The 25,922-nt window shown below is 40.3% G+C and carries 24 protein-coding genes; 19 read left to right on the top strand and 5 right to left on the bottom strand.

Annotated elements, in window-relative coordinates; all coding sequences use genetic code 11:
- Positions 1–30 precede the first annotated feature (30 nt).
- Positions 31–975, bottom strand: coding sequence for a sugar-binding transcriptional regulator (locus IE337_RS04980; protein ID WP_191136026.1), 945 nt, complete (start codon positions 973–975; stop codon positions 31–33).
- Between the two features lie 265 nt (positions 976–1,240).
- On the opposite strand from IE337_RS04980, the gene IE337_RS04975 reads away from it, so the two are divergent.
- The 8 genes from IE337_RS04975 to citG all read left to right on the top strand — a co-directional run bounded on the left by IE337_RS04975 (position 1,241) and on the right by citG (position 12,182).
- Positions 1,241–2,386 carry an NAD(P)-dependent malic enzyme gene (locus tag IE337_RS04975; RefSeq protein WP_191136025.1) on the top strand — a complete coding sequence of 382 codons (1,146 nt, stop codon included), beginning with the start codon at positions 1,241–1,243 and terminating at the stop codon, positions 2,384–2,386.
- Between the two features lie 25 nt (positions 2,387–2,411).
- Positions 2,412–3,464 carry a [citrate (pro-3S)-lyase] ligase gene (citC, locus tag IE337_RS04970; protein ID WP_191136024.1) on the top strand — a complete coding sequence of 351 codons (1,053 nt, stop codon included), beginning with the start codon at positions 2,412–2,414 and terminating at the stop codon, positions 3,462–3,464.
- Positions 3,454–3,747 carry a citrate lyase acyl carrier protein gene (citD, locus tag IE337_RS04965; protein WP_191136023.1) on the top strand — a complete coding sequence of 98 codons (294 nt, stop codon included), beginning with the start codon at positions 3,454–3,456 and terminating at the stop codon, positions 3,745–3,747. The genes citC and citD overlap by 11 nt, the downstream gene beginning before the upstream one ends.
- A gap of 2 nt (positions 3,748–3,749) precedes the next feature.
- Positions 3,750–4,661, top strand: coding sequence for a citrate (pro-3S)-lyase subunit beta (citE, locus tag IE337_RS04960; protein WP_191136022.1), 912 nt, complete (start codon positions 3,750–3,752; stop codon positions 4,659–4,661).
- Positions 4,651–6,189: a citrate lyase subunit alpha gene (citF, locus tag IE337_RS04955; protein WP_191136021.1), complete on the top strand. Its 1,539-nt coding sequence runs from the start codon at positions 4,651–4,653 to the stop codon at positions 6,187–6,189. Before citE ends, citF begins: the two co-directional genes overlap by 11 nt.
- Positions 6,190–6,606: 417 nt before the next feature.
- The gene (locus IE337_RS04950; RefSeq protein ID WP_191136872.1) at positions 6,607–10,665 is read left to right on the top strand and encodes a phage tail tip lysozyme; all 4,059 of its coding nucleotides are present in this window, start codon (positions 6,607–6,609) and stop codon (positions 10,663–10,665) included.
- Between the two features lie 97 nt (positions 10,666–10,762).
- Positions 10,763–11,341 carry a citrate lyase holo-[acyl-carrier protein] synthase gene (gene citX / locus IE337_RS04945; protein WP_191136020.1) on the top strand — a complete coding sequence of 193 codons (579 nt, stop codon included), beginning with the start codon at positions 10,763–10,765 and terminating at the stop codon, positions 11,339–11,341.
- Positions 11,322–12,182, top strand: a complete 861-nt coding sequence (gene citG, locus IE337_RS04940; RefSeq protein WP_243185573.1) for a triphosphoribosyl-dephospho-CoA synthase CitG — start codon at positions 11,322–11,324, stop codon at positions 12,180–12,182. Before citX ends, citG begins: the two co-directional genes overlap by 20 nt.
- Positions 12,183–12,216: 34 nt before the next feature.
- On the opposite strand, the gene proC is transcribed toward citG, so the two are convergent.
- Complete coding sequence (gene proC / locus IE337_RS04935) at positions 12,217–12,984, bottom strand: pyrroline-5-carboxylate reductase (protein WP_191136019.1); 768 nt, start codon at positions 12,982–12,984, stop codon at positions 12,217–12,219.
- A 287-nt stretch (positions 12,985–13,271) separates the two neighbouring features.
- On the opposite strand from proC, the gene IE337_RS04930 reads away from it, so the two are divergent.
- The 9 genes from IE337_RS04930 to IE337_RS04890 all read left to right on the top strand — a co-directional run bounded on the left by IE337_RS04930 (position 13,272) and on the right by IE337_RS04890 (position 20,287).
- Positions 13,272–13,844: a hypothetical protein gene (locus IE337_RS04930; protein WP_191136018.1), complete on the top strand. Its 573-nt coding sequence runs from the start codon at positions 13,272–13,274 to the stop codon at positions 13,842–13,844.
- A gap of 96 nt (positions 13,845–13,940) precedes the next feature.
- Positions 13,941–14,741: an alpha/beta fold hydrolase gene (locus tag IE337_RS04925; RefSeq protein ID WP_191136017.1), complete on the top strand. Its 801-nt coding sequence runs from the start codon at positions 13,941–13,943 to the stop codon at positions 14,739–14,741.
- A 137-nt stretch (positions 14,742–14,878) separates the two neighbouring features.
- Entirely contained in the window at positions 14,879–15,154 is a 276-nt protein-coding gene (locus IE337_RS04920; protein ID WP_341480676.1) for a VOC family protein, read from the top strand.
- A 90-nt stretch (positions 15,155–15,244) separates the two neighbouring features.
- Entirely contained in the window at positions 15,245–15,901 is a 657-nt protein-coding gene (locus tag IE337_RS04915; protein WP_072153141.1) for an ABC transporter ATP-binding protein, read from the top strand.
- On the top strand, positions 15,885–16,664 hold the full coding sequence (locus IE337_RS04910) for an ABC transporter permease (protein ID WP_057743964.1): 780 nt from the start codon (positions 15,885–15,887) through the stop codon (positions 16,662–16,664). Before IE337_RS04915 ends, IE337_RS04910 begins: the two co-directional genes overlap by 17 nt.
- A gap of 22 nt (positions 16,665–16,686) precedes the next feature.
- Entirely contained in the window at positions 16,687–17,130 is a 444-nt protein-coding gene (locus IE337_RS04905) for a Fur family transcriptional regulator (RefSeq protein WP_236697684.1), read from the top strand.
- A gap of 231 nt (positions 17,131–17,361) precedes the next feature.
- A complete protein-coding gene (locus tag IE337_RS04900; RefSeq protein ID WP_072152996.1) occupies positions 17,362–18,312 on the top strand; it encodes a Dyp-type peroxidase in 951 nt (316 codons plus the stop codon).
- Positions 18,313–18,571: 259 nt separating this feature from the next.
- Positions 18,572–19,750, top strand: a complete 1,179-nt coding sequence (locus IE337_RS04895; RefSeq protein WP_191136016.1) for a thiolase family protein — start codon at positions 18,572–18,574, stop codon at positions 19,748–19,750.
- 12 nt (positions 19,751–19,762) lie between these two features.
- A complete protein-coding gene (locus IE337_RS04890; protein WP_191136015.1) occupies positions 19,763–20,287 on the top strand; it encodes a GNAT family N-acetyltransferase in 525 nt (174 codons plus the stop codon).
- Between the two features lie 251 nt (positions 20,288–20,538).
- Here IE337_RS04890 and IE337_RS04885 read toward each other — a convergent pair whose 3' ends face one another.
- From IE337_RS04885 to IE337_RS04875, 3 genes are all read right to left on the bottom strand, one after another.
- Entirely contained in the window at positions 20,539–20,805 is a 267-nt protein-coding gene (locus tag IE337_RS04885; protein ID WP_191136014.1) for a spermidine/putrescine ABC transporter permease, read from the bottom strand.
- Positions 20,805–21,560 (bottom strand): hypothetical protein, encoded by a 756-nt coding sequence (locus tag IE337_RS04880; protein ID WP_191136013.1) that lies wholly within the window; start codon positions 21,558–21,560, stop codon positions 20,805–20,807. Before IE337_RS04880 ends, IE337_RS04885 begins: the two co-directional genes overlap by 1 nt.
- A gap of 99 nt (positions 21,561–21,659) precedes the next feature.
- Positions 21,660–22,178, bottom strand: coding sequence for a hypothetical protein (locus IE337_RS04875; RefSeq protein WP_191136012.1), 519 nt, complete (start codon positions 22,176–22,178; stop codon positions 21,660–21,662).
- A 524-nt stretch (positions 22,179–22,702) separates the two neighbouring features.
- Between IE337_RS04875 and IE337_RS04870 the strand changes: the two genes are divergently transcribed.
- Together IE337_RS04870 and IE337_RS04865 are read left to right on the top strand one after the other, a co-directional pair.
- Positions 22,703–24,952 carry an ATP-binding cassette domain-containing protein gene (locus IE337_RS04870; RefSeq protein ID WP_191136011.1) on the top strand — a complete coding sequence of 750 codons (2,250 nt, stop codon included), beginning with the start codon at positions 22,703–22,705 and terminating at the stop codon, positions 24,950–24,952.
- A gap of 52 nt (positions 24,953–25,004) precedes the next feature.
- Positions 25,005–25,706 (top strand): DUF975 family protein, encoded by a 702-nt coding sequence (locus tag IE337_RS04865; protein ID WP_191136010.1) that lies wholly within the window; start codon positions 25,005–25,007, stop codon positions 25,704–25,706.
- The last annotated feature ends 216 nt before the right edge of the window (positions 25,707–25,922 follow it).

The raw sequence follows: 25,922 nt of genomic DNA, 5'->3' as shown, positions 1-25,922 counted from the left end.
ACTAGCTTTGGCTAGTGCGGTTTTATTTGTTTACATTTCGCTAAGAATGCGGCGAGCGATTGATTCTGTCGTCACCATGTCTGTTAGGAATTTTCCACGTAGTGCCCCTAGGGCAGCGCTTGTTTTAAACTTACTTTTAACGATACCAAAACGGCGGGGTGTTTCCATGATTTCTTCAACTGATAATCCGAAGACTTTGTCGTGATCTGGATTCAAAAAGTTACCATTCACATCAAATGGTCGACCATAAAGCATCCCAGCCACATCACCATGATTGATATCACCCAAAATCATGTCCAGATTCTCATTCCAAGTTGGAATGCTTTCAAGAGAAGCCATTGTTCCTAGGGTTGTAAATAATAGGTCCATCTGTTTTGATGCAGCAAAAGCTGGTTGTACAGCAATTTCTTGAGCCATTTTTTCACGTGTTGCATCATCAATGATGTAAAGTGGCCCCGTCATGGTTAGATACTCAGCTGAGAAACGTGCTGCAGCTAACTCAACCATGCGCATTGATCCGGCTGCAGATTTGTACTTCATGTTTTCGCCAATGAACTGCGTAAACGTCACATGTTCTAGTACTGAAACGGGGAAGTAATTAATGATGTTAAAGATTGTACCACCCCAAGTTAGACCGACCACTTTACTTTGAGCAATCATGGGGGCTAACTGATGAGCAGAATAGTTTAGGATGTTTTCGGTCGTTTCTGTGGGACTGATATTGTCCTTTAGAATATAGATGTGGGGAATGTCAAAAGTCTTTTGGAAAACTTTTTCAAGTTCAAGGTTACGTGGGTTAGGAGCCGCAATATTAATTGTGACGATTCCTTCGCGTCGTGCATCATCGAGATACTTATTAACTAGATATCGACTTAAGTGATATTTTTCTGCTAATTCAGCCAAAGACAATTGTGAAAGGTAATAGTCTTGTGCTAAATTTGCGAGTAATTCATGCTGATCCATTTCTTCTGACATCAGTAGGCCTCCTTAAAAAAAGCTTTCATTTTGTTTAGCTTACCATATATTTTAAATATTTTGAATGGTTTTCATATTTTTTAATTTTATCAAGGATGCATTTTGTGTTTGCAAACACTTTTTAAATTTTTAAAATATCGCCGAATTGATTTTAAAAATGTCGAATTTTTTCTTTACATTTTTAAAAATGTAAACTAAAATGAGACATGTTAGCAAAGGTAAGTAACCTTTGAGCGTTAAAAATTATGTGAGAGGTGTAACAAACATGGTTGACATGGATAAAGTGTTAGCACTTCACGAAGCGCATACTGGTGTGCTCGATATTAAAGGAGACTTTGATGTCACAACCCGTAATGATTTAAGTGAAGCCTATACACCAGGTGTCGCTGGCCTAGCAAAGTTGATTGAATCAGATCCATCGGCTAAGGCAAAGTACACGATGAGTGGAAAGTTAGTTAGCATCGTTAGTGATGGGACTGCAGTATTGGGACTAGGAAATGTTGGTCCAGCTGCAAGTCTACCTATTATTGAAGGAAAAGCACTTCTATATAAAGATTTTTCAGGCGTTAATGCCGTACCGATGGCATTAGAACAAACTTCAGTTGATGAATTTGTGCAAACAGTTGTGAACATGTCTACATCATTTGCCGGTATTCATTTGGAAGATATTGCCGCACCACGTTGCTTTGAAATCGAAGAAAAATTAAAAGAGAAATTAGATATTCCGGTTTATCATGATGACCAAGAGGGAACAGCAATTGTTGTCTTAGCTGGATTAATTAATGCGGCCAAGGTGGTTAATAAGCCATTGAAGGATTTGAAGATTGTTTTGAACGGTGTTGGTGCTTCAGGATATGCAACTGGTAAGTTGTTGGCTGAAGCAGGAATTAAGCATATTACTTTGGTAGACCGCCACGGTGTGATTCGCGAAGACGATACACGCTACAACGCCTATCAACGCAAACTTGCCGGCATGGTGAACCAAGCTGATGGTCAAACATTAGATGATGTTATTGCTCATCAGGATGCCTGCATCGGTTTGTCAGATGAAAAGGTGCTTTCAGCCAATCAAGTCAAGCGCATGAATGATGCCCCAATTATTTTCGCGTTGGCAAATCCTGTTCCAGAAATTGACCCTGATGAAGCAAATGCTGCCGGAGCAAAGGTTGTCGCAACGGGATCTTCACAATGGCCTAACCAGGTTAATAATATTTTGGCATTCCCTGGTCTATTCAAGGGATTGCTAGAAACGGGTGTTAAGAGTGTTGATTCACAACTTCAGTCAGAGGTTGCGCATGCTTTGGCGGATATGATTCAAAATCCTAATCCGACAAATATTGTTCCAGGGGTTTTTGATGATGGTGTCGTTGATGCTGTTTCAGGAGCAGTTGAAACATTTGCTAAGAAATAAGTTATGACACAAGGAGGTCTGTAAAATGAGTGATCACATACAAGATCTGCATTTGAGAAGTAAGCCGCAACGTAGAATGTGGCAAAACTTTTTAACTGAACGCGGCATTGATGTTTTTAATGATACAGAGATTGATGTCATTGATGAGACCATTGGCCTCCTTGATGATCATGACCAGTTAGTCGGAACAGGTTCAATTGCGGGTGATGTGATTAAGTACATTGCCGTTCAGAATGAGGATGGTGCTTCTGGATCGCGCTTCAATATGGTTGTTTCTGAACTTGTGAGTCGCTTAGCACAACGGGGCGTGTTCCACATTTTAGTCTTTACGAAGCCAAAATATACAGATAGTTTTGAACATGTTGGATTTACGAAGTTAGCAGACTCTGATCAAGGTGTCTTGCTTGAAAAAGGTGAGCCTAATATTCAAACATATTTAGCTGAGATTCCAAAGGTTCCAGCCGGTAAGGAAATTGCAGGCATTGTCATGAATGCAAATCCGTTTACATTAGGTCATCGTTACCTTGTTGAGACAGCGGCTCGAGAAAATGATTTTGTTTACGTCTTTGTTGTCAATCAAGATGCCTCACTTTTTAAAACTAGCGAACGGGTTGAACTCGTTAAGGCGGGCACGCAAGACTTAGAAAATGTCATTGTTGTCAATGGTGGCAGTTACATGGTCAGTTATGCAACTTTTCCAGCGTACTTTATTTCAAGTCCTGATGCTGTTGTTGATTACCAAACCACGCTTGATGCGCGATTGTTCAAGAATTGGATTGCCAAGGATCTGCACATACAGACCCGTTACCTAGGTAGTGAACCATATTCGCACACCACTGATTTGTATAATCAAGCACTACAACGTGAGTTGCCACCTGAGGTTCAGGTGAAAATCATCCCACGTAAAGAACTTGGTTCAGGCGATGCCATCTCGGCAACGTCAGTTCGTAAGGCGATTGAAGAGGACCGAATTTCCGAAATAGAAAATCGGGTTCCCGAAACCACCTACCAATTTATTGTTAGCCACAAGTCTGAATTACAAGACCGGATTAAGAAAGGAAAGAAAGATGGAGATTAAGAAAACGGCGATTGCCGGAACATTAGAATCATCTGATGTACAAATTATGCTTAGTCAAGGAACAGATGGGATCCAATTTGATTTGGAATCAGATGTTGAAAAACAATATGGAAAGGCAATTAAGGCAACTGTTGCAGATGTTTTGAAAGCTTATGGTGTTGAGAATGCCAATGCCAAGATTGTTGATAAAGGGGCATTAGACATGGTGATTAAGGCACGCGCAATTGCAGCAACGCAACGTGCTTTAGACATCGTTGATGAACCAATGTGGGAGGTGCTCTAATAATGGCTACAGAAGAACGTTTACGCCGAACAATGATGTTCGTACCTGGAAATAACCCAGCCATGGTTAAGGATGCTGGTATTTTCGGAGCTGACTCAATTATGTTTGATTTGGAAGATGCTGTTTCACTTCCAGAAAAAGATGCCGCGCGCTATTTGGTCTATGAAGCCTTGCAAACAGTTGATTACGGGGATGCTGAATTAGTGGTACGTATCAATGGTTTGGATACACCATTCTATCAAAACGACATTCGTGCAATGGTTAAGGCTGGAATCGATGTTATCCGGTTGCCTAAGGTTGAAACGGCTGAAATGATGACTGAATTGGTAAACTTGGTTGAAGAAGCTGAGAAGGAATTTGGTCGTGAAGTTGGTTCAACACGTGTCATGGCTGCCATTGAGTCTGCTTTGGGTGTTGTGAATGCCTATGCAATTGCTTCATCAACAGATCGTATGATGGGAATTGCCTTGTCTGCCGAGGATTATACGACCGATATGAAGACACACCGTTACCCAGATGGCGCTGAACTACAATATGCACGTAATGCTATTTTGCATGCCGCTCGTGCTGCAGGTGTTTCAGCCTTCGATACTGTGTTTACAAATATGGATGATCCAGATGGATTCTATCGTGAAACTGAGTACATTCACCAACTTGGATTTGACGGTAAGTCATTGGTTAACCCACGTCAAATCGAAATGGTTAACTCAGTCTTTGAACCTACTGAAAAAGAAATTGTAAATGCCCAAAACGTGATTGCTGCGATTGAAGAAGCCCGCGCTAAGGGTTCAGGTGTAATTTCAATGAATGGTCAAATGGTTGACCGTCCAGTCGTATTGCGTGCTGAACGTGTGATGCGTCTTGCAAAGGCATCACACTTAGTTGATGAGGAGGGAAATTACATTGGAAAATAGTGTAAAGCGTGAATTACCGGATGAACTTATGAATAAGTTGGACTACAAGCCTTTTGAAACTGTTGATTTTGGAAACCCTGAAATCCAACGTGTTGCACCAAAGGTTCGTGCCACTACTGGTAAGGATAAGTTAGTTGATTCATTGGAAAAAGCGGTTACTGATAATGTTAAAGATGGTATGACAATTTCATTCCACCACCACTTCCGTGAGGGTGACTATGTCTTTAATATGGTTATGCGTATTATCATTGATCATGGTTATAAGGATTTGACTTTGGCCCCATCATCATTGACGAATACGATGAACGATATCACCATTGAAGCCATTGAAAAGGGTGTTGTTACCAACATCACATCATCAGGTATGCGTGGAACTTTGGGTGACGCCGTATCTCACGGTGCGCTTGAAAACCCAGTGATCTTCCGTTCACACGGTGGTCGTGCCCGTGCCATTGAAGAAGGGAATATCAAGATTGATGTTGCCTTCCTAGGTGTTCCTAACTCAGATGAAATGGGAAACGCAAACGGCATGGATGGTGAGACCGCATTTGGTTCACTTGGTTATGCCTTAATGGATGCCAAGTATGCCGATAAGGTTGTCTTGATTACTGATAACATTGTTGACTACCCGAACACACCTGCTTCGATTGAACAAACGCAGGTTGATTACGTTGTGAAGGTTGATAAGGTAGGTGATCCTGATAAAATTGGCTCTGGTGCAACACGTTTCACTAAGGATCCGAAGGAACTTAAGATTGCGCAAACGGTTAACAACGTGATTGTACATTCACCATATTTCAAGGATGGCTTCTCATTCCAAACCGGATCTGGTGGTGCTGCATTAGCCGTCACTCGTTTCTTGCGTCAATCAATGATTGATAATGGTATCACTGCTTCTTTTGCGTTAGGTGGGATTACCAAGCCAACCATTGATTTGTTGGAAGAAGGTTTGGTCAAGAAGGTTATGGATGTGCAAGACTTCGATAAGGGTGCTGCCCAATCAATGAAGTCAAACCGTGACCAACAAGAAATCAGTGCAACTTGGTATGCCGACCCTGCTAATAAGGGTGCGATGGTTGATAAGTTGGATGTTGTTATCTTATCAGCGCTTGAAATCGATACTGACTATAACGTTAATGTCATGTCAGGATCCGATGGTGTCATCCGTGGTGCCGTTGGTGGTCACCAAGATGCGGCGACAGCGAAGTTGACGATTATTTCAGCTCCGCTAGTTCGTGGACGTATTGCGACTGTTGTTCCTGAAGTGACGACAAACGTTACACCAGGTGACTCTGTTGATGTTCTTGTGACTGAAGTTGGAATTGCCATTAATCCTAAGCGTCAAGATTTGATTGATGCATTGCAGGATATGCCTGGTGTACCTGTGTACACTATTGAAGAATTGCAACAAATGGCTGAAGCTAAGGTTGGAAAGCCAGAACCACTTGAGTATACCGATCGTACGGTTGCGATGGTTGAATATCGTGATGGTACAATTATCGATACAATTAAAGAAATTAAAGATTAATAAAAAAGCACTTAATCAAATTGGATTAAGTGCTTTTTTCGTATTTATAAAATTATAAAATCAAGGAATGAACTCTAAATTTATATAAAGTAAATTAAAAAAGAAAGACACATGTATGAATCTACGATAAGTTTATAGTTATTACAGCTTATGCCAGTGCAAAGTGTCTAGATTGTTCTTGTTTTGCAATAATTACGGCATATGTTTGTGATTTTTAGTTGTTAATATAGACATATTGAGACGACCAATTGTAATGGTATTGAAAACTAGAATTATTGACCTGGGTTTTCTTCTGAGTTACATATTGATTATGTTAAGAAATTATAAAGAAATTTAAAAAAAGTAAATGAATGCTTAATGCATTCATTTTAAAGTATTTTGGCGATTTAACGTCATTGTTCTAAGGGAGTAATATAGATGAGTCACATTAAAATGTATAAAAGCGGTAAGTTTTGGGTGAGTTCCGCTGTTGCCACACTTGGTGCAGCAGCAGCCCTAGTTGGCGGTGCTGGTACAACAGCTCAAGCCGATGCAACCGATGCGAATGCGCAAAAAACAGTTGATGGTGCTACGACCGTAAACGAACCTCAAACTGATGAAACAGGCCGTGTGCAAGTGCAAATTAATGCTGCAATGGCACAAAATCCAACGAATGCGATGTCTACAACCGATGAGACACAAACGCAAGCTGAAACAGTTACACCAGAAGTCAATTCTGAAGTAGAAACCACTACAAAAGAAGCAGAAGTTCAAGAGACACAGGTTGAATCTAGTACAGATACACAAAGTGCCACAAAAGAGGAAACTGCTGATGTGAACTCAGATGCGCAAAGTGTTGCCACAGATACACCGGCCAAAGCTGACGATGTAAAATCAAATGATCAAAGTATTGAAACTGAAACGCAAGATGTACAAGCAGATGATCATGAAGTGAAGAGCGATTCAGACGATACCGCCACTGATTCAGAAGCTGTGAAGTCAGATGATCAAGGTACAAAGACTGGTTCAGATAATGCTACTGACGATGTGAAGTTAGATGATCAAGGCACAAAGACTGGTTCAGATAATGCTACTGACGATGTGAAGTCAGATGATCAAGGCACAAAGACTGATTCAGATAATGCTACTGACGATGTGAAGTCAGATGATCAAGAGAACATTACTGAAGATCAAAAGCCAACAACAGAGGTTAACACACCTGAGGCGTCAAATAAAACAGCGGAACCTAAATCAGTTACACCGGCCCCAGTTGTTAAGAAAAAGACTGTTGCTAAGCCTAAAGTGGCCACACCAGCCAAGGCTACGACAGCAAAGGCAAAGCCTGTCTTAGCTGCACAAACATACAACTATTCAGCTACACAAAAAGCCAATGCTATCTATATTTACAAGTTCTTTTCAGCACGTGGTTGGTCACGTAACGCCATTGCTGGAATGCTTGGAAATATGGCTGTTGAAAGTTATATTTTGCCAGATATCACTGAAATTGGTGGTGGTGGTGGCTATGGTCTAGTGCAATGGACGCCAGCAAGTAAGCTAATTAATTGGTGTCGTGCGAATGGCTTAGATTACCGAACGTTGTACGGACAATGTATGCGAATTCAATATGAATTTACTAATGGTATTCAATACTATCCAATCTGGTCAAGTTTAACAGCTAGTCAATATATGAAGAGTAAAATGTCGGCATTTGACTTAGCAATGGTGTTCATGAATAACTATGAACGTCCATATGATACGTACCAACCAAATCGTGGGAATATCGCTAATTACTGGTACAATTTCTTAGCTAGTCAAGAAAAGAAGACCGGCTACCACAATGAAAATGGTAAAACTTATTACTACGATAATAATGGAAATAAGATTAGTGGATTCCGTAAGTTTGGAAACAACCAGATTGAATATTACAATCCAACAACTAAGGTGCGTCTTCAAAATGGATATGTAACAACAAATGGAAACACATACTTCTTTGGGTCAAATGGTGCTGCTATAACTGGATTCCGTTGGGGTGCTCCAAATCCAAAGACTGGTTATCGTGCGTTGCAATACTACGATACAAAGACTCACATCCAATACAAGAATAAGTGGCATACGCAGAACGGGAAGACTTACTTCTTTGATGGTAAGGGTTGGGCTCAAGATGGTTTCCGTACTGGAGGAGCCAATCCAAAGACCGGATATCGTGCGTTGCAATACTTTGATCCAACAACCCGTGTTCAATTTAAGAATAAGTGGCTAACAACTGGTGGTAAAACTTATTTCTTTGACAACAGAGGCTGGGCAACTGAAGGCTTCCGTTGGGGTGCTCCAAATCCGAAGACGGGATACCGTGCACTACAATACTTCGATCCAACAACGCGTGTTCAATACAAGAACAAGTGGGTAACATCAAATGGGAAGACTTACTTCTTTAATGGTAAGGGTTGGGCCCAAGATGGTTTCCGCTGGGGTGGTGCAAATCCAAAGACGGGATACCGTGCTTTCCAGTACTTTGATCCAACGACGCGTATTCAATACAAGAATAAGTGGTTAACAGTTGGTGGAAAGACTTACTTATTCGATAATCGAGGTTGGGCCGTTGAAGGCTTCCGTGATGCTGAAGTTAATCCTAAAACTGGTGTTCGCGGCTTGCAATACTTTGACCCAACAACTCACGTACTATATAAGAATAAGTGGTTAACAACTGGCGGAAAGACCTACTTCTTTAATGAGAAGGGACTTGCCACTGAAGGATTACGTTGGGGTGGTGCCAATGAAAAGACCGGATATCGTGCGTTGCAATACTTTGATCCAACAACCCGTGTTCAATTTAAGAATAAGTGGCTAACAACTGGTGGTAAAACTTATTTCTTTGACAACAGAGGCTGGGCAACTGAAGGCTTCCGTTGGGGTGCTCCAAATCCGAAGACGGGATACCGTGCACTACAATACTTCGATCCAACAACGCGTGTTCAATACAAGAACAAGTGGGTAACATCAAATGGGAAGACTTACTTCTTTAATGGTAAGGGTTGGGCCCAAGATGGTTTCCGCTGGGGTGGTGCAAATCCAAAGACGGGATACCGTGCTTTCCAGTACTTTGATCCAACGACGCGTATTCAATACAAGAATAAGTGGTTAACAGTTGGTGGAAAGACTTACTTATTCGATAATCGAGGTTGGGCCGTTGAAGGCTTCCGTGATGCTGAAGTTAATCCTAAAACTGGTGTTCGCGGCTTGCAATACTTTGACCCAACAACTCACGTACTATATAAGAATAAGTGGTTAACAACTGGCGGAAAGACCTACTTCTTTAATGAGAAGGGACTTGCCACTGAAGGATTACGTTGGGGTGGTGCCAATGAAAAGACCGGATATCGTGCGTTGCAATACTTTGATCCAACAACCCGTGTTCAATTTAAGAATAAGTGGCTAACAACTGGTGGTAAAACTTATTTCTTTGACAACAGAGGCTGGGCAACTGAAGGCTTCCGTTGGGGTGCTCCAAATCCGAAGACGGGATACCGTGCACTACAATACTTCGATCCAACAACGCGTGTTCAATACAAGAACAAGTGGGTAACATCAAATGGGAAGACTTACTTCTTTAATGGTAAGGGTTGGGCCCAAGATGGTTTCCGCTGGGGTGGTGCAAATCCAAAGACGGGATACCGTGCTTTCCAGTACTTTGATCCAACGACGCGTATTCAATACAAGAATAAGTGGTTAACAGTTGGTGGAAAGACTTACTTATTCGATAATCGAGGTTGGGCCGTTGAAGGCTTCCGTGATGCTGAAGTTAATCCTAAAACTGGTGTTCGCGGCTTGCAATACTTTGACCCAACAACTCACGTACTATATAAGAATAAGTGGTTAACAACTGGCGGAAAGACCTACTTCTTTAATGAGAAGGGACTTGCCACTGAAGGATTACGTTGGGGTGGTGCCAATGAAAAGACCGGATATCGTGCCTTGCAATACTTCGATCCTAAAACCAAAGTTCAATATAAGAACAAGTGGTTGACAATTAATGGTAATACCTATTTCTTTAATAATAAGGGCTGGGCTACTGAAGGATTACGTTGGGGTGGCGCAAATGAAAAGACTGGATACCGTGCTTTGCAGTACTTTGACCCAACAACGCGTGCACAAGTTAAAAATCGTGAGATGAAGCTTGATGGAAAGACCTACTACTTTGACAATAAGGGTTGGGCTTTGGATGGCTTAATTATTGGCGCTGCAAATCCGACAACGGGTGCACGTACAATCAAGTATTATGATCCAAAGACTCGCGCACAAGTCTTTAACCAACATGTGAAGGTTAGTGGTGTTGTTTACTACATGAACGCAAATGGTGTGGCGGCTAATGGTTTGATTACCATGCCAGATGGTAGCTTTGAATACTATCAAGACTACAAGCAAGTAACAAACCGTACTTTGACTATTAATGGAAAGCGTTATACTTTCGATGCCAATGGACGTGGAAAACTAGCTTAATTAAAAAACAGTTAACAGCGATGTTGACTGTTTTTTTATAGGTTCTAAAATTATAGGGTATAATAGGTAAATAAATAATTTTTGCTTTTTGGGGGAAATGATATTGAAGCATGTTTTTGAAAATGGATCTGAGGTCACACTCGAACAAATTTTATCCAACAAAGAATGGCGCGTAAATAAACAAAATGACTTAATGAATCGCTTTCCGGAAGCAAGTCTGATAAGCATTAAAATGAACATTCCGGGGGCTATGAAACAAAGTCCAGCCATATTGGCGATGTTTCAACGCGGGTTAAAGACGCTCGAAAGTATGTATGCGCAAAATAAAGTTGAAGAAGTGGTTTATTTTGATCGAGTGACTGGTCCAGAAGCGTTCATAGTCGTTAATCAGTCGCTCCATGATGCTAAGATTAGCGGAATTCGCTTCGAACAAACAGATTCATTAGGACGTATTTTTGATGTAGACGTGATGGCAGCTGTTGATGATGGTCAACAACTATCACGCACGGAATTAGGCTTTGATGTGCGCAAGTGTTTTGTTTGTGGTGAAGATGCTAAGATTTGTGCTCGAACCCAGCAACACAGTAAAACTGAAATGACAGCTGCGTTAGATAATATCTATCAAACCTTTTTAGTAAATCAAGGAGCAGTTATTGATGAAAATGCAGACGATTGATTTTGTTCAGGCTGCTGAGCGGGCCTTACTTTATGAAGTCACGGTTAATCCCAAACCGGGGTTGGTTGACCCAAGTAGTAATGGAGCCCACTCCGATATGGATGTTTATACCTTTATTGATAGTGCAGTGAGCTTACAACCTTATTTGAGTACAGCAGTTACCTTAGCGCAACAATTCAATGGTAACCGTAGTTTGACGGCACTTTTTGAAGAATTAAGGCAAGCTGGTATTGATGCTGAAAAGGATATGTTTAATGCAACTAAAGGTGTGAATACCCATAAGGGGGCGGTCTTTTCTTTGGGCATTTTAGTATGCGCCACTGCTTATTTAACAGCACAGGCCCAACCCATTACCAGTGAAAATGTTAGTCAGACGGTTCAAGCAATGTTACAGGGGTTGAGCGAGCACGATTTTGCTCGGCTGACTCAAAAACCAGAAAAAGCGTTAACAGCTGGTGAACGTCAATTTCTAAAATATGGTGCAACGGGAATCCGGGGCCAGGCTGAAGCTGGCTTCCCAGTCGTCATGGGAGTTGCTTTACCGTATCTTGCGTCAACGACGGGTGACATGAATGGACGCTTATTAGATACACTTATGATGATTTCACGGGAAACGGAAGATTCCAATTTGATTAAGCGAGCGGGCACGATGGATATTTTACCCTGGTGGCAAGGACAGGTAGACGCTTACTTTACGATGGGCGGGAGTAAGACCGAAGAAGGTTTGAATTACGCCAAAACCTTAGATAATATTTGTATTGAAAAAAATCTTAGTTTGGGTGGTTCAGCTGATCTACTCATTCTGACAGTTTATATGGCTATCGTAACCGATGTGCTTTAATTAAAAAAACACGCCCATTAGGGACGTGTTTTTTTTAATTATTTGCTGCATCAACTGCTTCAATGATGGCTGACCGGAAAGCGTTCTTTTCAAGGCTCACCACGCCACGAATGGTTGATCCACCAGGCGTCGTCACCTGATCTTTTAGAGCGTCGGGGGTAAGCCCACTTTCTTGTAGTAGGCTGGCACTACCTTTAGCCATGCTGGCAGCAGCTTCATAGGCTAAAGCACGTGGCAGACCATTTTTGACGGCAGCGTCGCCAAGAGCGGACAAGAAAACATCAAGAAAGGCGGGACCGCAACCTGTAATGGTCCCAAAAATATTGAATTCACTTTCAGGGACGGTATAAACATCGCCTAATAAGCCTAAAAATGATTCAATGTTGTTTGATTCGGTTACGTGTGGGCCCATTGCGACACCTAAGGTACCATGATTAACAGAGACGGGTGTGTTCGGTACGACTAGGGCGCTGGGGTTTTCCGGGAACTTAGTTTGAATATCAGCAAGACTAACACCACTAGCAACTGATAAAACCGTCACATCTGAATCAATACCTTTAAATTGGTCCATAATTTCAGGTGTTTTAGCAGCCGGGGTGGTAAAAATCAGAAATTCAGGATTTGCATCCATGATGTCTGAATAATCATCAGTAATGGTAATTTTATTTTTTTCATGGTAACTTTGCATCGCAGCATTAATACGATGTGACCCTAAAATTATCTCGGCGGGTGAAACTTGATTTAAAAGACCATTCGTAATGGCTTGACCCATGTGGCCAATACCGATAATTCCAACTTTCATAGGTAAGCTCCCTCATCATGTTTTGATTTATGTTGGCTTTATTGTAGCATATTGTTTTGCTGTGTTGCATGCGGTAATTTAACATAAAATATATGAAAAATATCTTATTTTGTAATATTAGAAAGAATGTAACAAACATAAAACACGGTGTCATAGATGCTTAATCTAAGTGTTATCACATCAAATTATATGAGAACCGGTACGTGCTATTATAATAGTACAAATAAAAAATAAACGCGATAAAAGCAATGTAGTTTAAATCAAGACATACAAAAGGAGGGCCTTTGATGTATTTTACAACGATTTTCGGAATCATTACGGTTTCGATTTCATTAATCGGGATGGCTTTGGTGAATATCTATTCTCGTAAACAAGGTCAATCAAACATAGAAATTGCGCATGTTGGGATGACATTAAAGCAATTTTTTGCGAAGTATCCCGCGTCAATGCAACTGGATCTTGCAACAATGCAAAAGATGGTTGCGGATATTGATGATAATGAATTTAACGGCATTTTGGGTGATTTACGAGATCAAGCTGTTAACATTTTAGCCATGGACGACGGTGATGCACAAAGTCAAGCATACGCAAAGTTCAATGCTTCATATGAAAAGCAACGAAAGCAGTTTGCCCATGCGTTAGATACTGGTGGTTCATATGTTGATCAAATTAAAATTATTTTTATGATTGGATTACTTTTTGGGATTATGTTTGTTGGTATGCAAATGATGCCAGCCTATGGCTTTACCATGATGCATTCATTTCAATGGGCCATCGACACGATTGGTGTCTTGGCGGCAAGTGTGATGGGGCTAGTTCTTATTGGTACCGTGGGGTATTCAATCGCCAATCGCTTATAGCATTTAAACACGGGAAACCGTGTTTTTTTTTATACCTGGTTTAAGCGGCATTTGGTGTACAATGGATGCATAGCAAAAAAGATGGAGGCAAGCAGCATGACATATTTTTATACAAATGATCATACGCGCTTATATTATGAAGATTCACAAAATAAGCAGGGTCAACCGATGATTTTGATTCATGGATATGGCGGCAGTCATGCTGAATTTTTAAATCAACAGAGGGCATTTGAAGCGCTGGGATTTCGAGTGATTGTACTGGATCTTCGTAACCATGGTGCCTCAGCACGTACAGGTAAAGGGGCACGAATTTCACGTTTAGGTGCGGATTTAGCTGATGTCATTCGCGAATTGAACTTGGATCACGTTATTTTGGTGGGACATTCAATGGGGGCTGCAGTTATTTGGGCGTATCTTTCACTTTATGGTGAGGCGCGCGTTGCACAAGTTGTGACAATTGACCAGTCACCGAAGGCTTTGAATACAGATGACTGGCCTTATGGTCTATTGGATGATAGCTGGGACAATTTGAGTTTAACAGCGCGTAATGTTGAGCATGTTAAAATGACGGTTAAGCACTTGCCTGATAATGTCTATTATGCGATTCGTACGGTGCAAGCCGAGCATCCATTCAATTATGAACAAAATGAACCATTGCTTTTGAATCATCTAGTCCAGGATTGGCGTGATGTTATTCGAACGTATCGTGATTTACCACAGCTTTTCGTGGCTGGTGGGGAATCGCCATTATGGTCGAGTGATTATGCGGTAACTTGCCAACATATTACAGATGATCAAGCCGAAGTTGCTATCGTGCCTCATACAGGACACCTGCCACATGTGGAAGATTCAGAAACATTCAATACTATTTTAACGTCATTCGTTAATACCCATTAAAGGAGCGTACAATGCTTAAGACTATCGAAGAAAATGCAACTGGTTTACAACACGTTGGAATTCCAACTCGTGATATGGATGCAACGATTAAATTTTGAGAGCTGCTCGGTTTTAAAGTAACTGGTGAGTTTCAGAATTTGACGTCGAAGGTAAAATTCCTTGAATTTAAAGGCCTTGTTATCGAAACGTGGGAAGCTCGTGCTAAACAAGCCAACGGAGTTGTTGGTGCGATTAATCACATTTCATTGAATGTTGAACATATCGAAGACATTTTTGCTGAGTGTCAAATGAGCGCTTTGAATGTCGTGAATGACTCAATTCAAGAACGTCCTTTCTGGGATAAAGGGATTAAGTTCTTCAATGTTGAAGGACCAAATCATGAAATTGTTGAATTTTGTCAAATTAATCAATAATCAAGGAGGACATTGCGTGGCAATGTCCTTTTTAATTTGTAATCATTCTAACTTAGCGTTAAAATAGAGTTACAAAAAAGCAGGAGGACCATGATGACACTTAGTGTAAAAGATTTGAAAATGCAATTTGATGGCACGACTATATTTGACCATGTTACGTTCACCGTCCAAAATGATGATTGGTTGACCATAACGGGCGAATCAGGTAGTGGGAAAAGTACGCTACTTAGGATTATTGCCGGATTAGTTGACGCGACGAGCGGCACAATTACGCTGGATAGTAAGAATCAGTGGGACTATGATATTAGCACTTACCGTCAGGATGTCTCTTATGCGGTGCAATCAGCCCAACTTTTTGGTAAAACCGTTCGGGATAATTTAGATTTACCATTTCAGGTGCGCAATCAAACACCTGATGTGGATCGCGAGTTAACGCTATTACGCGCAATGGATTTACCAGAAAGCTTCTTGGATAAGGATGTTCATGAATTATCTGGTGGACAACGTCAACGAGTAGGTGTTGCTAGAAATCTACTATTTCCGCCTAAGGTTTTGCTACTTGATGAAATTTCAACTGGACTTGATGCCGAAACGAAAAAAACAATTTGGGCTTTGATTCAACAAATGCAAGATAAATATCATTTTGCCATTCTTTCTGTAACGCATGATGGCGAAGAAATTAAACACGCAAACGCAATTATGACACTTGAAGATGGGGAGGCGACGATTAATGAACGCACAAATTAATGTTAGTAATTGGTCTTTGATTTTATCATTCAGTTTAGTGTTAATCTCATTGGCTATTAGTTATCAACAAAAGCTACATTTGGAAAAAGATACAATCATTTCTGTTGCACGGGCAATTATTCAATTAATCATTGTCGGTTATTTATTGAAATTTGTCTTCCAAGTTAATAATACCTGGTTAACACTGGTGATGGCGGTGCTGATTGTTTTCAATGCGGCCAGAAATGCGGCCTATCGAAGTCAAGGGATTCCGGGTGCGTTTAAAATTGCTGGGGTAGGCTTAACTATCTCGACATTAATTACTGTGGGAATCTTGGTACTGACTCGCGTGATTAAATTTGAACCCTATCAGTTGATTCCAGTGACTGGGATGGTTGCAGGAAATTCAATGACAGCAATGGGCTTGGTCTTCCGAAATCTCAACCAACAGTTTACTGATCAACAAGAAGTCGTCCAAGAACGGCTGGCACTGGGCGCTAGTCCTAAATTGGCGACTGGAGATATTGCTAAAGAAGCTATTCGAACAGGAATGCAGCCAACAATTGATTCAGTTCGGACCTACGGTTTAGTTTCATTACCAGGAATGATGACCGGGCTGATTATGGCGGGGGTTGATCCAATTCACGCGATTAAGTACCAAATTGTCGTTGTCTTTATGTTGCTTTCAGCAACTGGAATTGCCTCGGTTTATGGTAGCTACTTAGCAACACGTAAGTTCTACAATGCGCATTGGCAGTTACAGTTACCAAAGCCAAAACAATAAAAACAGATTAGGGGGAGGCATATTGTCTGAAGAATTTGAAAACGCTTTGCAAGCAATGCGTGATGCTGGCTACAAATTGACGCCACAACGAAAAGAAATTTTAGCGTATTTGATGACTCATGAGACACATCCAACGGCAGAAATGATTTATCAGGATTTGAAAAATCAAGATAAGTCAATTAGTCTGGCGACTGTTTATAATACTTTGGAGTTGTTATTGAAAACGCAGTTAGTTTTAGCGATTGATAGTGATATGGATGGTAAGCGACACTATGATTATTTTGGACATCCACACTATCATGCGATTTGTACGAATTGCGGACGCATCGTTGATGGTCGGAATTTTGATTTGAGTCAGTTACCTAATATTGCAGCCAATGAGACCGGATTTTTGATTAAAGGCTATGAGGTCACGGTTGAAGGGCTCTGCCCAATCTGCCAAGAGAAACTTGGAATTAATAACTAATAAAAGCGCGTCTCGTTTCTGAGCTGCGCTTTTTGTATAAATTGTTGCGATATGTATATATAATGAATTGGGTGTAATTAAAATGACGGATAAATTTTTTTAAAAGATACACAATTATATTATTTTTTTAATTTAGTTTCATTCTAAATTGTGATAAAATGAATTTGTAGAAAGATAAAGATGAGACGAAAAATCAATTCGTAATCTCATATACACAAGAGGAGGCGCAACATGGTTGAAATTAACCCAGCAAAGGCACAGGATGTTTGGAAGGATATTGGCGAACACGTGTCCTTTGAAGTTTTGGAATTGACACGCGAGGACCAAGCAGCTGCACAGGCTGGTATTCAAGAATTTGCGGATCGTTCACAAGCAATTATTCGTTCAATGCGTATTCGTTCAGCACAAGATAGTTTGAAGGTTTCAATTGGTTTTAGTAATGAAGCATGGGAATACCTTTTCCCAAATGCGGATAAGCCAAAAGAGTTGGAAACATTTACGGGGGTTAGTGGACCAGAGTATAGTATGCCTGCTACCAAAGGGGATATTTTCTTACATGTTCGTGCTAAGACTGAAGCAACTGTTTACGAAGTAGTGACACAATATCGTCGCTTTTTGAAGGATTTCACAACTGTATTAGATGAAACCAAGGGGTTCCGCTACTTTGAAGGTCGTGCGATTATCGGTTTTATTGATGGAACAGAAGCACCTGAAGTACAAGATGCAGCTGAATATGCCATTATTGGGGATGAAGATCCGGAGTTTATTAATGGGTCTTATGCATTTGCGCAAAAGTGGATTCATGATATGGATTTCTGGAATAACCAGGCGACTGAAACGCAAGAAAAAGCTGTAGGGCGTGAAAAGTTTACCGACCTTGAACTTGAAGATGATGATAAATTTAAGAATGCGCACAATGTGGCATCTAAGTACGAACCAGATGGGGAAGAACAAAAAATTGTGCGGATGAATGTGCCATTTTCTGATCCAGCACAAGATAAGACCGGAACTTACTTCATTGGCTATTCACGTCATTGGGAAGTTACGAAGCACATGTTGGAAAACATGGTTGACCAAAGCGACTACCTCTTGACCTTCTCAACGTTGTTGACTGGACAAGTTTACTTTGTACCATCACGTGATATGTTGGCTGACATTGCCGACGGTAAATTAAATGCATAAATCGTTAAAAGAACGCCGTTGATATGACGTTCTTTTTTATTGCATTTTATAATGAAAGCGTTTACAATTAAAAATGTTAGAGATGTTCATTTTAGATAGCAGCATATTGAAACGATATCTCAGTCGAGAAACTGGCAGGTCCCTCGACTGGGATTTTTTTTATGGTTAAATCAAAGTTAACGCGGTATAATTACCACTTGTATATGATTACGTTGAATGAAGATAAAAATAAAAAATCGAAAGATTGGAGCTGGAATTGATGTCAAAAGTTTATATTGTCGGTGCGAAGCGTACTGCAGTTGGTAAATTTGGAGGAAAGCTGGCAACTGTTTCAGCACCAGAACTAGGTGCTCGCGCAATTAAAGGCGCAGTTGAACAAGCCCAGGGTGAACAAAGTCTGAAAGTTGATCAAGTCATCATGGGAAATGTCCTCCAAGCAGGATTAGGACAGAATCCTGCCCGTCAAGCCAGTCAGTTAGCTGGGTTAGGCAACCAAACACCTGCCATCACGTTAAATGATGTCTGTGGTTCAGGACTTTCAAGTGTGAATACTGCGGCGGCATTGATTCAAGCAGGTCAAGCACAAGTGATTGTAGCCGGTGGCATGGAAAATATGTCCCAAGCACCCTATGTTTTGGACAAAGCGCGGTTTGGTTATCGTATGGGTGATGGTACTTTAAAGGATACGTTGTTATCAGATGCCCTTACCGATGCTGAAGGTGGTTATCACATGGGGATAACAGCAGAAAATATTGCCGATGAATATCATGTGAGCCGTGAAGCGATGGACCAATTTGCTTACGAAAGTCATCAACGTGCATTACAGGCGATGGCGTCGGGCGCATTTGATGATGAAATCGTTGAAGTGCCAGTTAAAATGAAGAAGTCTGAATTAATCGTTGATACTGATGAAGGACCACGCGCCGATACCTCAATTGAAAAGTTAAACAGTTTACGGCCTTCATTTGAAGAAGACGGAATGGTTACACCCGGAAATGCCTCAGGTATTAACGATGGTGCAGCAGCAGTCGTTTTGGCGAGTGAAGCAGCGGTTAAGGCATTTGATTTGCAGCCGCTAGCAGAGTGGGTTGATGCTAGTTTAGTCGGACTTGATCCAGCTATGATGGGCATTGGACCATATTATGCGATTAAAGATTTAATGAGCAGGCATCCGGAACTCGCGTTATCAGACATCAATACGTTTGAGTTGAATGAGGCGTTCGCCGCCCAAGCAGTGGCAACCAATGATTTGCTAGATTTGGATCCAGCACATGTAAATCCAAATGGGGGTGCCCTTGCTCTTGGACATCCAGTTGGTGCGTCTGGGGCGCGTGTCTTGGTGACATTGATTAATGAATTGCCAGATGATGCTTATGGTGTTGCTGCACTATGTATTGGTGGTGGCATGGGCGTTTCAGCTTTAATCAAGAAAGTTTAGTGAATCAGCATAATGGAAATTAAAAAATCGCTTGATGAAAATGATGTACCAGCTTTAGCGAACATGATTCAGGAAGCTTTCACTGGGACTGATCACGGTTACTCAGGTGAAAGTGAACTTGTCACAGCGCTCCGAAAAAGTAACAAGACCAGCACCTATGATTTTGTTGCTTGGGATGCGGGGATGTTAGTGGGGTATGCGCTACTTTCAGATGCTTTAATTATTGATGATGAGCAACCGCAAGCCTCAGGGCTAGTCTTAGCGCCTTTGGCTGTGGCACCAATTGCACAAAAGCACGGCGTGGGGAAAGCGTTAATGTCTGAAATTGAGACAGTAGCGAAAAAACATGGCTACAGTTTTATTAGTATTTTGGGTGGCGACTATTATCGTCAATTTGGGTATCAGGCAGCTAGCCAATTTGGTATTGAAGCGCCTATGGAAGTACCGGACGAGTATTTTCAAATTAAACCCATGCGTGAAGAGGGGCTAACTGATGTGCATGGGACGTTGAAATATGTGCCAGAATTTGGGGTATAGGGTCTAAGAGACTCATTAAAATAATAAAAAATATTCGGGCTTGTGAGCTTGAATGTTTTTCTAAACCACACTGTACTTTTTGTTAGAGAATAAATCCTAAGGAAAGTATTAAAAAAATAAAAAGCACTTACCACAATGTGGAAGTGCTTTTTTAAATATCATAAAGGTTACCTCATGGAATGGTGTTCATCGAGAGAAAATAACGTTGAACATTTGCAAGTCATACCATGGATAACATAATTGCTTATATATCAATTCTTCTTGGGCCTTACAGTAATTAATAAGATAATTGATATAATGTAAACTGCAATAGAAGTAAAGATAAGGGCATTGTCTCCAAGACTAAAGTTGAATGGATTTTCAAAAAATGTTTTGAAAACTAGTTTGAAAAAGGTAACAACGCCATCTGTATCCCCATAAGCTAGGTAACTCATGCCAAATAATGCCACCCACATTAAAGTATTCAAAATAATTGCAATCCATGAAAAGATGCGCACCAATTTAAGAAGAATATTCATTATTTGTCCTCCTTAAGTTTGGCAGTTAAAGTATTGTACTCTTGCATAATATCAATCGACTTATTAGAAAGTTGTGTTTGTTGTGAGAGACTCAAATCGTCAATCATATCAACTTGTTTAGCGGTGACGGTGTTTTGTAGTTGCATGATGTCGATGGCAGCGTTCTGCTTTTCAACGTCAGACATTGAGTCAATCTTTCCGTTTAATTTTTTAACTTCGTCCCCAAGATGATCGTATTCACCGAGTAGTGAATCAAATTCTGATTTAGAAATCCCTTTATTTGAGGTAGCTTCACTACTTGATGATGGTGTCGAAACAGAAGAGCTTTGATTCTTAGAACCCTTAGGATACGTATCATGGTCAGCATAGCCAACATAAAGCGTAGACCCTTTCTTGGCATATAGACCATAGTTATCACCATATTCATCAGAATCAAAGTATTTTTCATTTTCTTGATCGTTGATTTTACCACAGTTATCTTTATATACAATCTGATCGTTAGCATCTGCCAGATTTGATAGGTCTTCAACATTAAATTTGGCGGTTAAACCAACTTGGTTGAATTCATCAGTAACTTGTTCTTTAGTTTTGAACGCAGTTGATGGAAGCTTAACATAGCCTTCAGGAATTGGTTTTGTCTTTACACTTGAACTTTCCTTTGAAGAATTATGCTTACTGCCACCTAAATTCCCAACCACTGTAATCACTGCGATAAGTGCTGCGATTCCCAATAATACCTTCTTCCACCTACTCATAAAAATGTCTCCCATCAGCTTTTAACGTGATTCAGGTATTCCAGTATTGCACGTATTATGATGTCTGCACCAAAACGGCGTAGGTAAATGCTTAAAAAATTAATTTAATTGCTCATTTAATTTTTCATAACTTTGCATGACGTCAATTGATTTATTGGATACCTTAGTTGCCTGCGTCATCGTTAAATCATCCATGATTTCATTTTGTAAGGCCATCACTTCATTTTGTTCCTGCAATAAGTCAATTGAAGCATTTTGCTTTTCCATGTCGGACATTGAAGGTGCTTTTGCAGTGGTATCTTTAATGCTTTGGTTAAAGTCATCATATGCAGTCATGAGGTTATTAAATTCACCACTAGATGTTGCTCCCTCTGATGATTTTGATTCAGAGCTTAGCGCAGACTCAGTGTTTGATGTTTCAGAAGTTGAATTAGTTGCTTCCGAAGAAATAGTAGTATTAGCTGTTTTATATATATAATACCCACCAACACTAATTGATGCCAAAATAAAGAAAATGATACTCAGTAGGATGATTAGCACCCAGATCCAAGCTTTTTTATACCAAGGCTGCTTAACAACATAGACGTTTCCATCTTTATCTATTATTTCCCGTGTCATCCACGATTCTCCCGTCAGCTTTTAACGTGGTTCAGGTATTTCAGTTTTACACGTATTTTTTAATCTGATTTGAATCATATCATCATGCTTAAGGTAGGGGGACATTGGACCATTAGTGGCAACCAAATTGCCCAATATATCCCATTTTGAAACACTTTTACTATCATATTATTCAATTCTAAAATGGTCAATACTTCAATTATATAAAAGTATAATTATGAAATCGATAATATAGTCTCTTTCAATATAGGAATGATTTAATAAAGATTAATCGAGCAATGAACAATCGTGTGATGATCTGGTGCTATTTGTTGAAGAAGCAGTTAATAATACGATAATATTGTCCTTATTGAACAAAAAGTATGACGCAATTTTTAGCGACCACCTTATTACGTAATAAATAATTTTTTAATGAGTAGCTGTGGTTTTCCAGCAATACACATCATGATATAGTCAGAAGTGTATGAAGAACGTTATCATGATAAAATAACAGTAACTATAAATATAGAGGAGCAATTGCGCCTATGACTGAATGGATCAAAATTGAACATGCCGTTCAAAATAATTTGAAAGATATCTCTGTTAATATTCCAAAACATGAATTTGTGGTGGTTACCGGATTATCTGGGTCTGGTAAATCATCACTAGTGTTTGATACTTTAGCAGCGGCTTCACGCCGTCAATTAAATGATACTTTTGCAACATTTGTTCAACAATACTTGCCTAAGTATGACCGACCAGCTGTGCAAAAAATCGAAAACTTACCAGTTGCGATTGTCGTTGATCAAAAGAAGTTGTCCTCAAATGCTCGTTCCACGGTAGGGACGTATACGGATATTTATACGTATTTACGTTTGCTGTTTTCACGTGTCGGGAAGCCGTTTGTCGGCTACTCAGATACGTTTTCATTTAACAACCCAGAAGGTAAATGTCCTGAATGTGATGGATTAGGGACGGTTACGGATATTGATGTGCATAAATTGATCGATTTCAATAAATCATTGAATGAGGATGCCATTGATTTTCCGACTTTTCGACATGGATGGCGCTGGAAGCGCTACGCTTACAGTGGCTTATTCGATTTAGATAAGCCAATTAAAGACTATTCAGAAAAAGAGTTGTATGAGTTGCTCTATCAACCGCAGACAAAGCTGGATAACCCACCTAAAGAATGGCCAAAAACTGCCTTGTATGAAGGGGTTGTGCCACGAATGCAACGAAGCATTTTGCATAAAGATGAGGGTAAACGACACCAGAAAGATGTCGACCGTTTTGTAACTGTTCAAACATGTCCGGTCTGTCATGGAACGCGTGTCAATGAACGGGTGCTTTCATGTAAAATCAATGGGTTAAACATTGGTGACGTTGTGGACATGCCTGTAGATACAATCATCGACTCATTCTTAGATCAAATTCATGATCCAGTCGCCAATGATATGTGTCATGCAATTCGAGATCGGGTCCAGGCACTGGTTGATTTGGGACTTGGATATCTAACGCTAAGCCGTAACACTGGTACGTTATCTGGTGGGGAAGCACAGCGCGTTAAAATTTCGAAATACATGAATAGTGAATTGACCGATATGATGTATATCTTAGATGAGCCAAGTGCTGGATTACATCCTAAAGATGTGACCCGTTTCAAGGCGGCCTTGTTGAGTCTTCGTGATAAGGGGAACACGGTCATTGTGGTTGAACATAATCCAATTATTATTAATTCTGCTGATTATGTGGTTGAGATTGGACCTGGCTCTGGTTCTGCTGGTGGTGAACTTGTGTTTGCCGGGACTCAGGCTGACTTTAAGCAAGCTGATACATTAACAAGTCGCTTAATTAAACAAAAATATCCATTGAATACGACTCCTAAAACTGCCACGACATGGGTGCCAATTGAACACGTAACCTCCAACAATGTGCATGATTTAAGTCTAGATGTTCCAATGGGCATCATGACCGTCATTTGTGGTGTTGCTGGTTCAGGGAAAAGTACGTTATCACAGGCGATTTACCAGCAACTTCAAACGCGTGATGAGTCACAAGAAATAATCAGTATTTCTCAAAAGACCATTGGGATTAACTTACGTTCAACGCCATTAACCTACCTCAATATTTTTGATAAAATACGAAAATTATTTGCTAATGCAACAGGTCTAAGCGCATCAGAATTCAGTTACAATGCTGATGGTGCATGTCCGGCATGTCACGGTAAGGGTGTCATCAAAACAGAGATGGCGTTTATGGATGACGTAACAATGGAATGTGATGTTTGTCATGGTACGCGATATAAGCCAGAGATGGCTAATTATAAATATAATGGGAAATCAATCATTGATGTGCTAGCGATGACCATCGATGAAGGGGCTGCTTTTTTTGCTGATCAACCTTTTGCTGGTGCACTAAAGTCATTAGTTGATGTTGGGTTAGGTTATCTGCATTTAAACCAAAGTCTTTCAACGTTATCAGGTGGCGAGCTACAACGTTTGAAATTGGCGCGTTATTTGCACCAAGACCCAGCCATTTATATTTTGGATGAGCCAACCGATGGATTACATTTAGCGGATATTAGCCATATTATCAATCTCTTTAAACGGATGGTTGATGAGGGGAGTACCTTGTTCATCATGGACCATCATCCAGATGTCATGAAGGCGGCCGATTGGTTGATTGAAATGGGACCAGAAGGTGGTATTAACGGTGGTCAATTAATGTTTGACGGAACGCCGGAACAAATGGTGCAGTCGAATGATACCATTACAGCACCGTACTTACGTTAAACAGGTACTGTACGTTACATGCAAACCGTAAACATAAAGGAGGAAACAAGCAATGCCAAATGAACGCGTAATGATTAAACAAGAAGCACGTGACTACTTAAACAAAAACTATGGTTACAATTTTAAATTATTTCTAATTACGATTTTGACGTATGTCTTACTAAGTGTCGCTACTGATGAACCATCTGGTTGGGTGGCTTTTGCCCTGGTGCTCATTACGATTGTGAACTTTTTTGTTACAATTAGTACGAGCTACGTGTCACTAGATGGGCTCCGAGCAGAAGAACCCACTGGAAATCCAATCACGCAACAAACAGAGTCTTTGAAATCGAAATATGTTTGGGGTGTCATTGTCATTTCACTATTAATGTCAATTTATACGACCTTGTGGACGTTGCTTTTGATTGTTCCAGGAATTGTGAAGTCATATTCATATTCACAAGCGCTAAATATTTATAAGGATTCTGTCGATGCGGGTCAGCCATTAGGCTACAATGAAGCTATTACAAAAAGCAGAGAATTAATGGATGGACACAAAGCGGACTTATTCATCATGCATTTGAGTTTCATTTTGTGGGGACTTTTGGTCATTGTGACCTTTGGAATTGCATTATTTTATGTATATCCATATTTCACATTAGCTGGTCAAAATTTTTATAAGCATTTAGTGCCAGGACGGTTAGGACTTTATGATCTTCCTGAAACTGTACGTGATGCTGTACTACAAGAAAATGATGAAGACGAATTATCATAAAACGTATCTTTTAAAAGCAAACCACATGGTGTGGTTTGCTTTTTTGCTTGTCGCGCTTAGACATTGTCGGTAATAAAATTGATGTAGTGTCATTTTTTTAGCCGCCAAAAGTCAGCAAATCTATTACAAAAGGAAGATGATAACATAATGCAAAAAAATGTGATTAAGGCCCCCTAAATCACAATGTACAAAACGCGTTTAAAAGGTATGCTTATG

The organism is Weissella viridescens, from assembly GCF_014789145.1.
GTDB lineage: Bacteria > Bacillota > Bacilli > Lactobacillales > Lactobacillaceae > Weissella > Weissella viridescens.
This window is presented reverse-complemented; position numbering and strand designations above follow the sequence as displayed.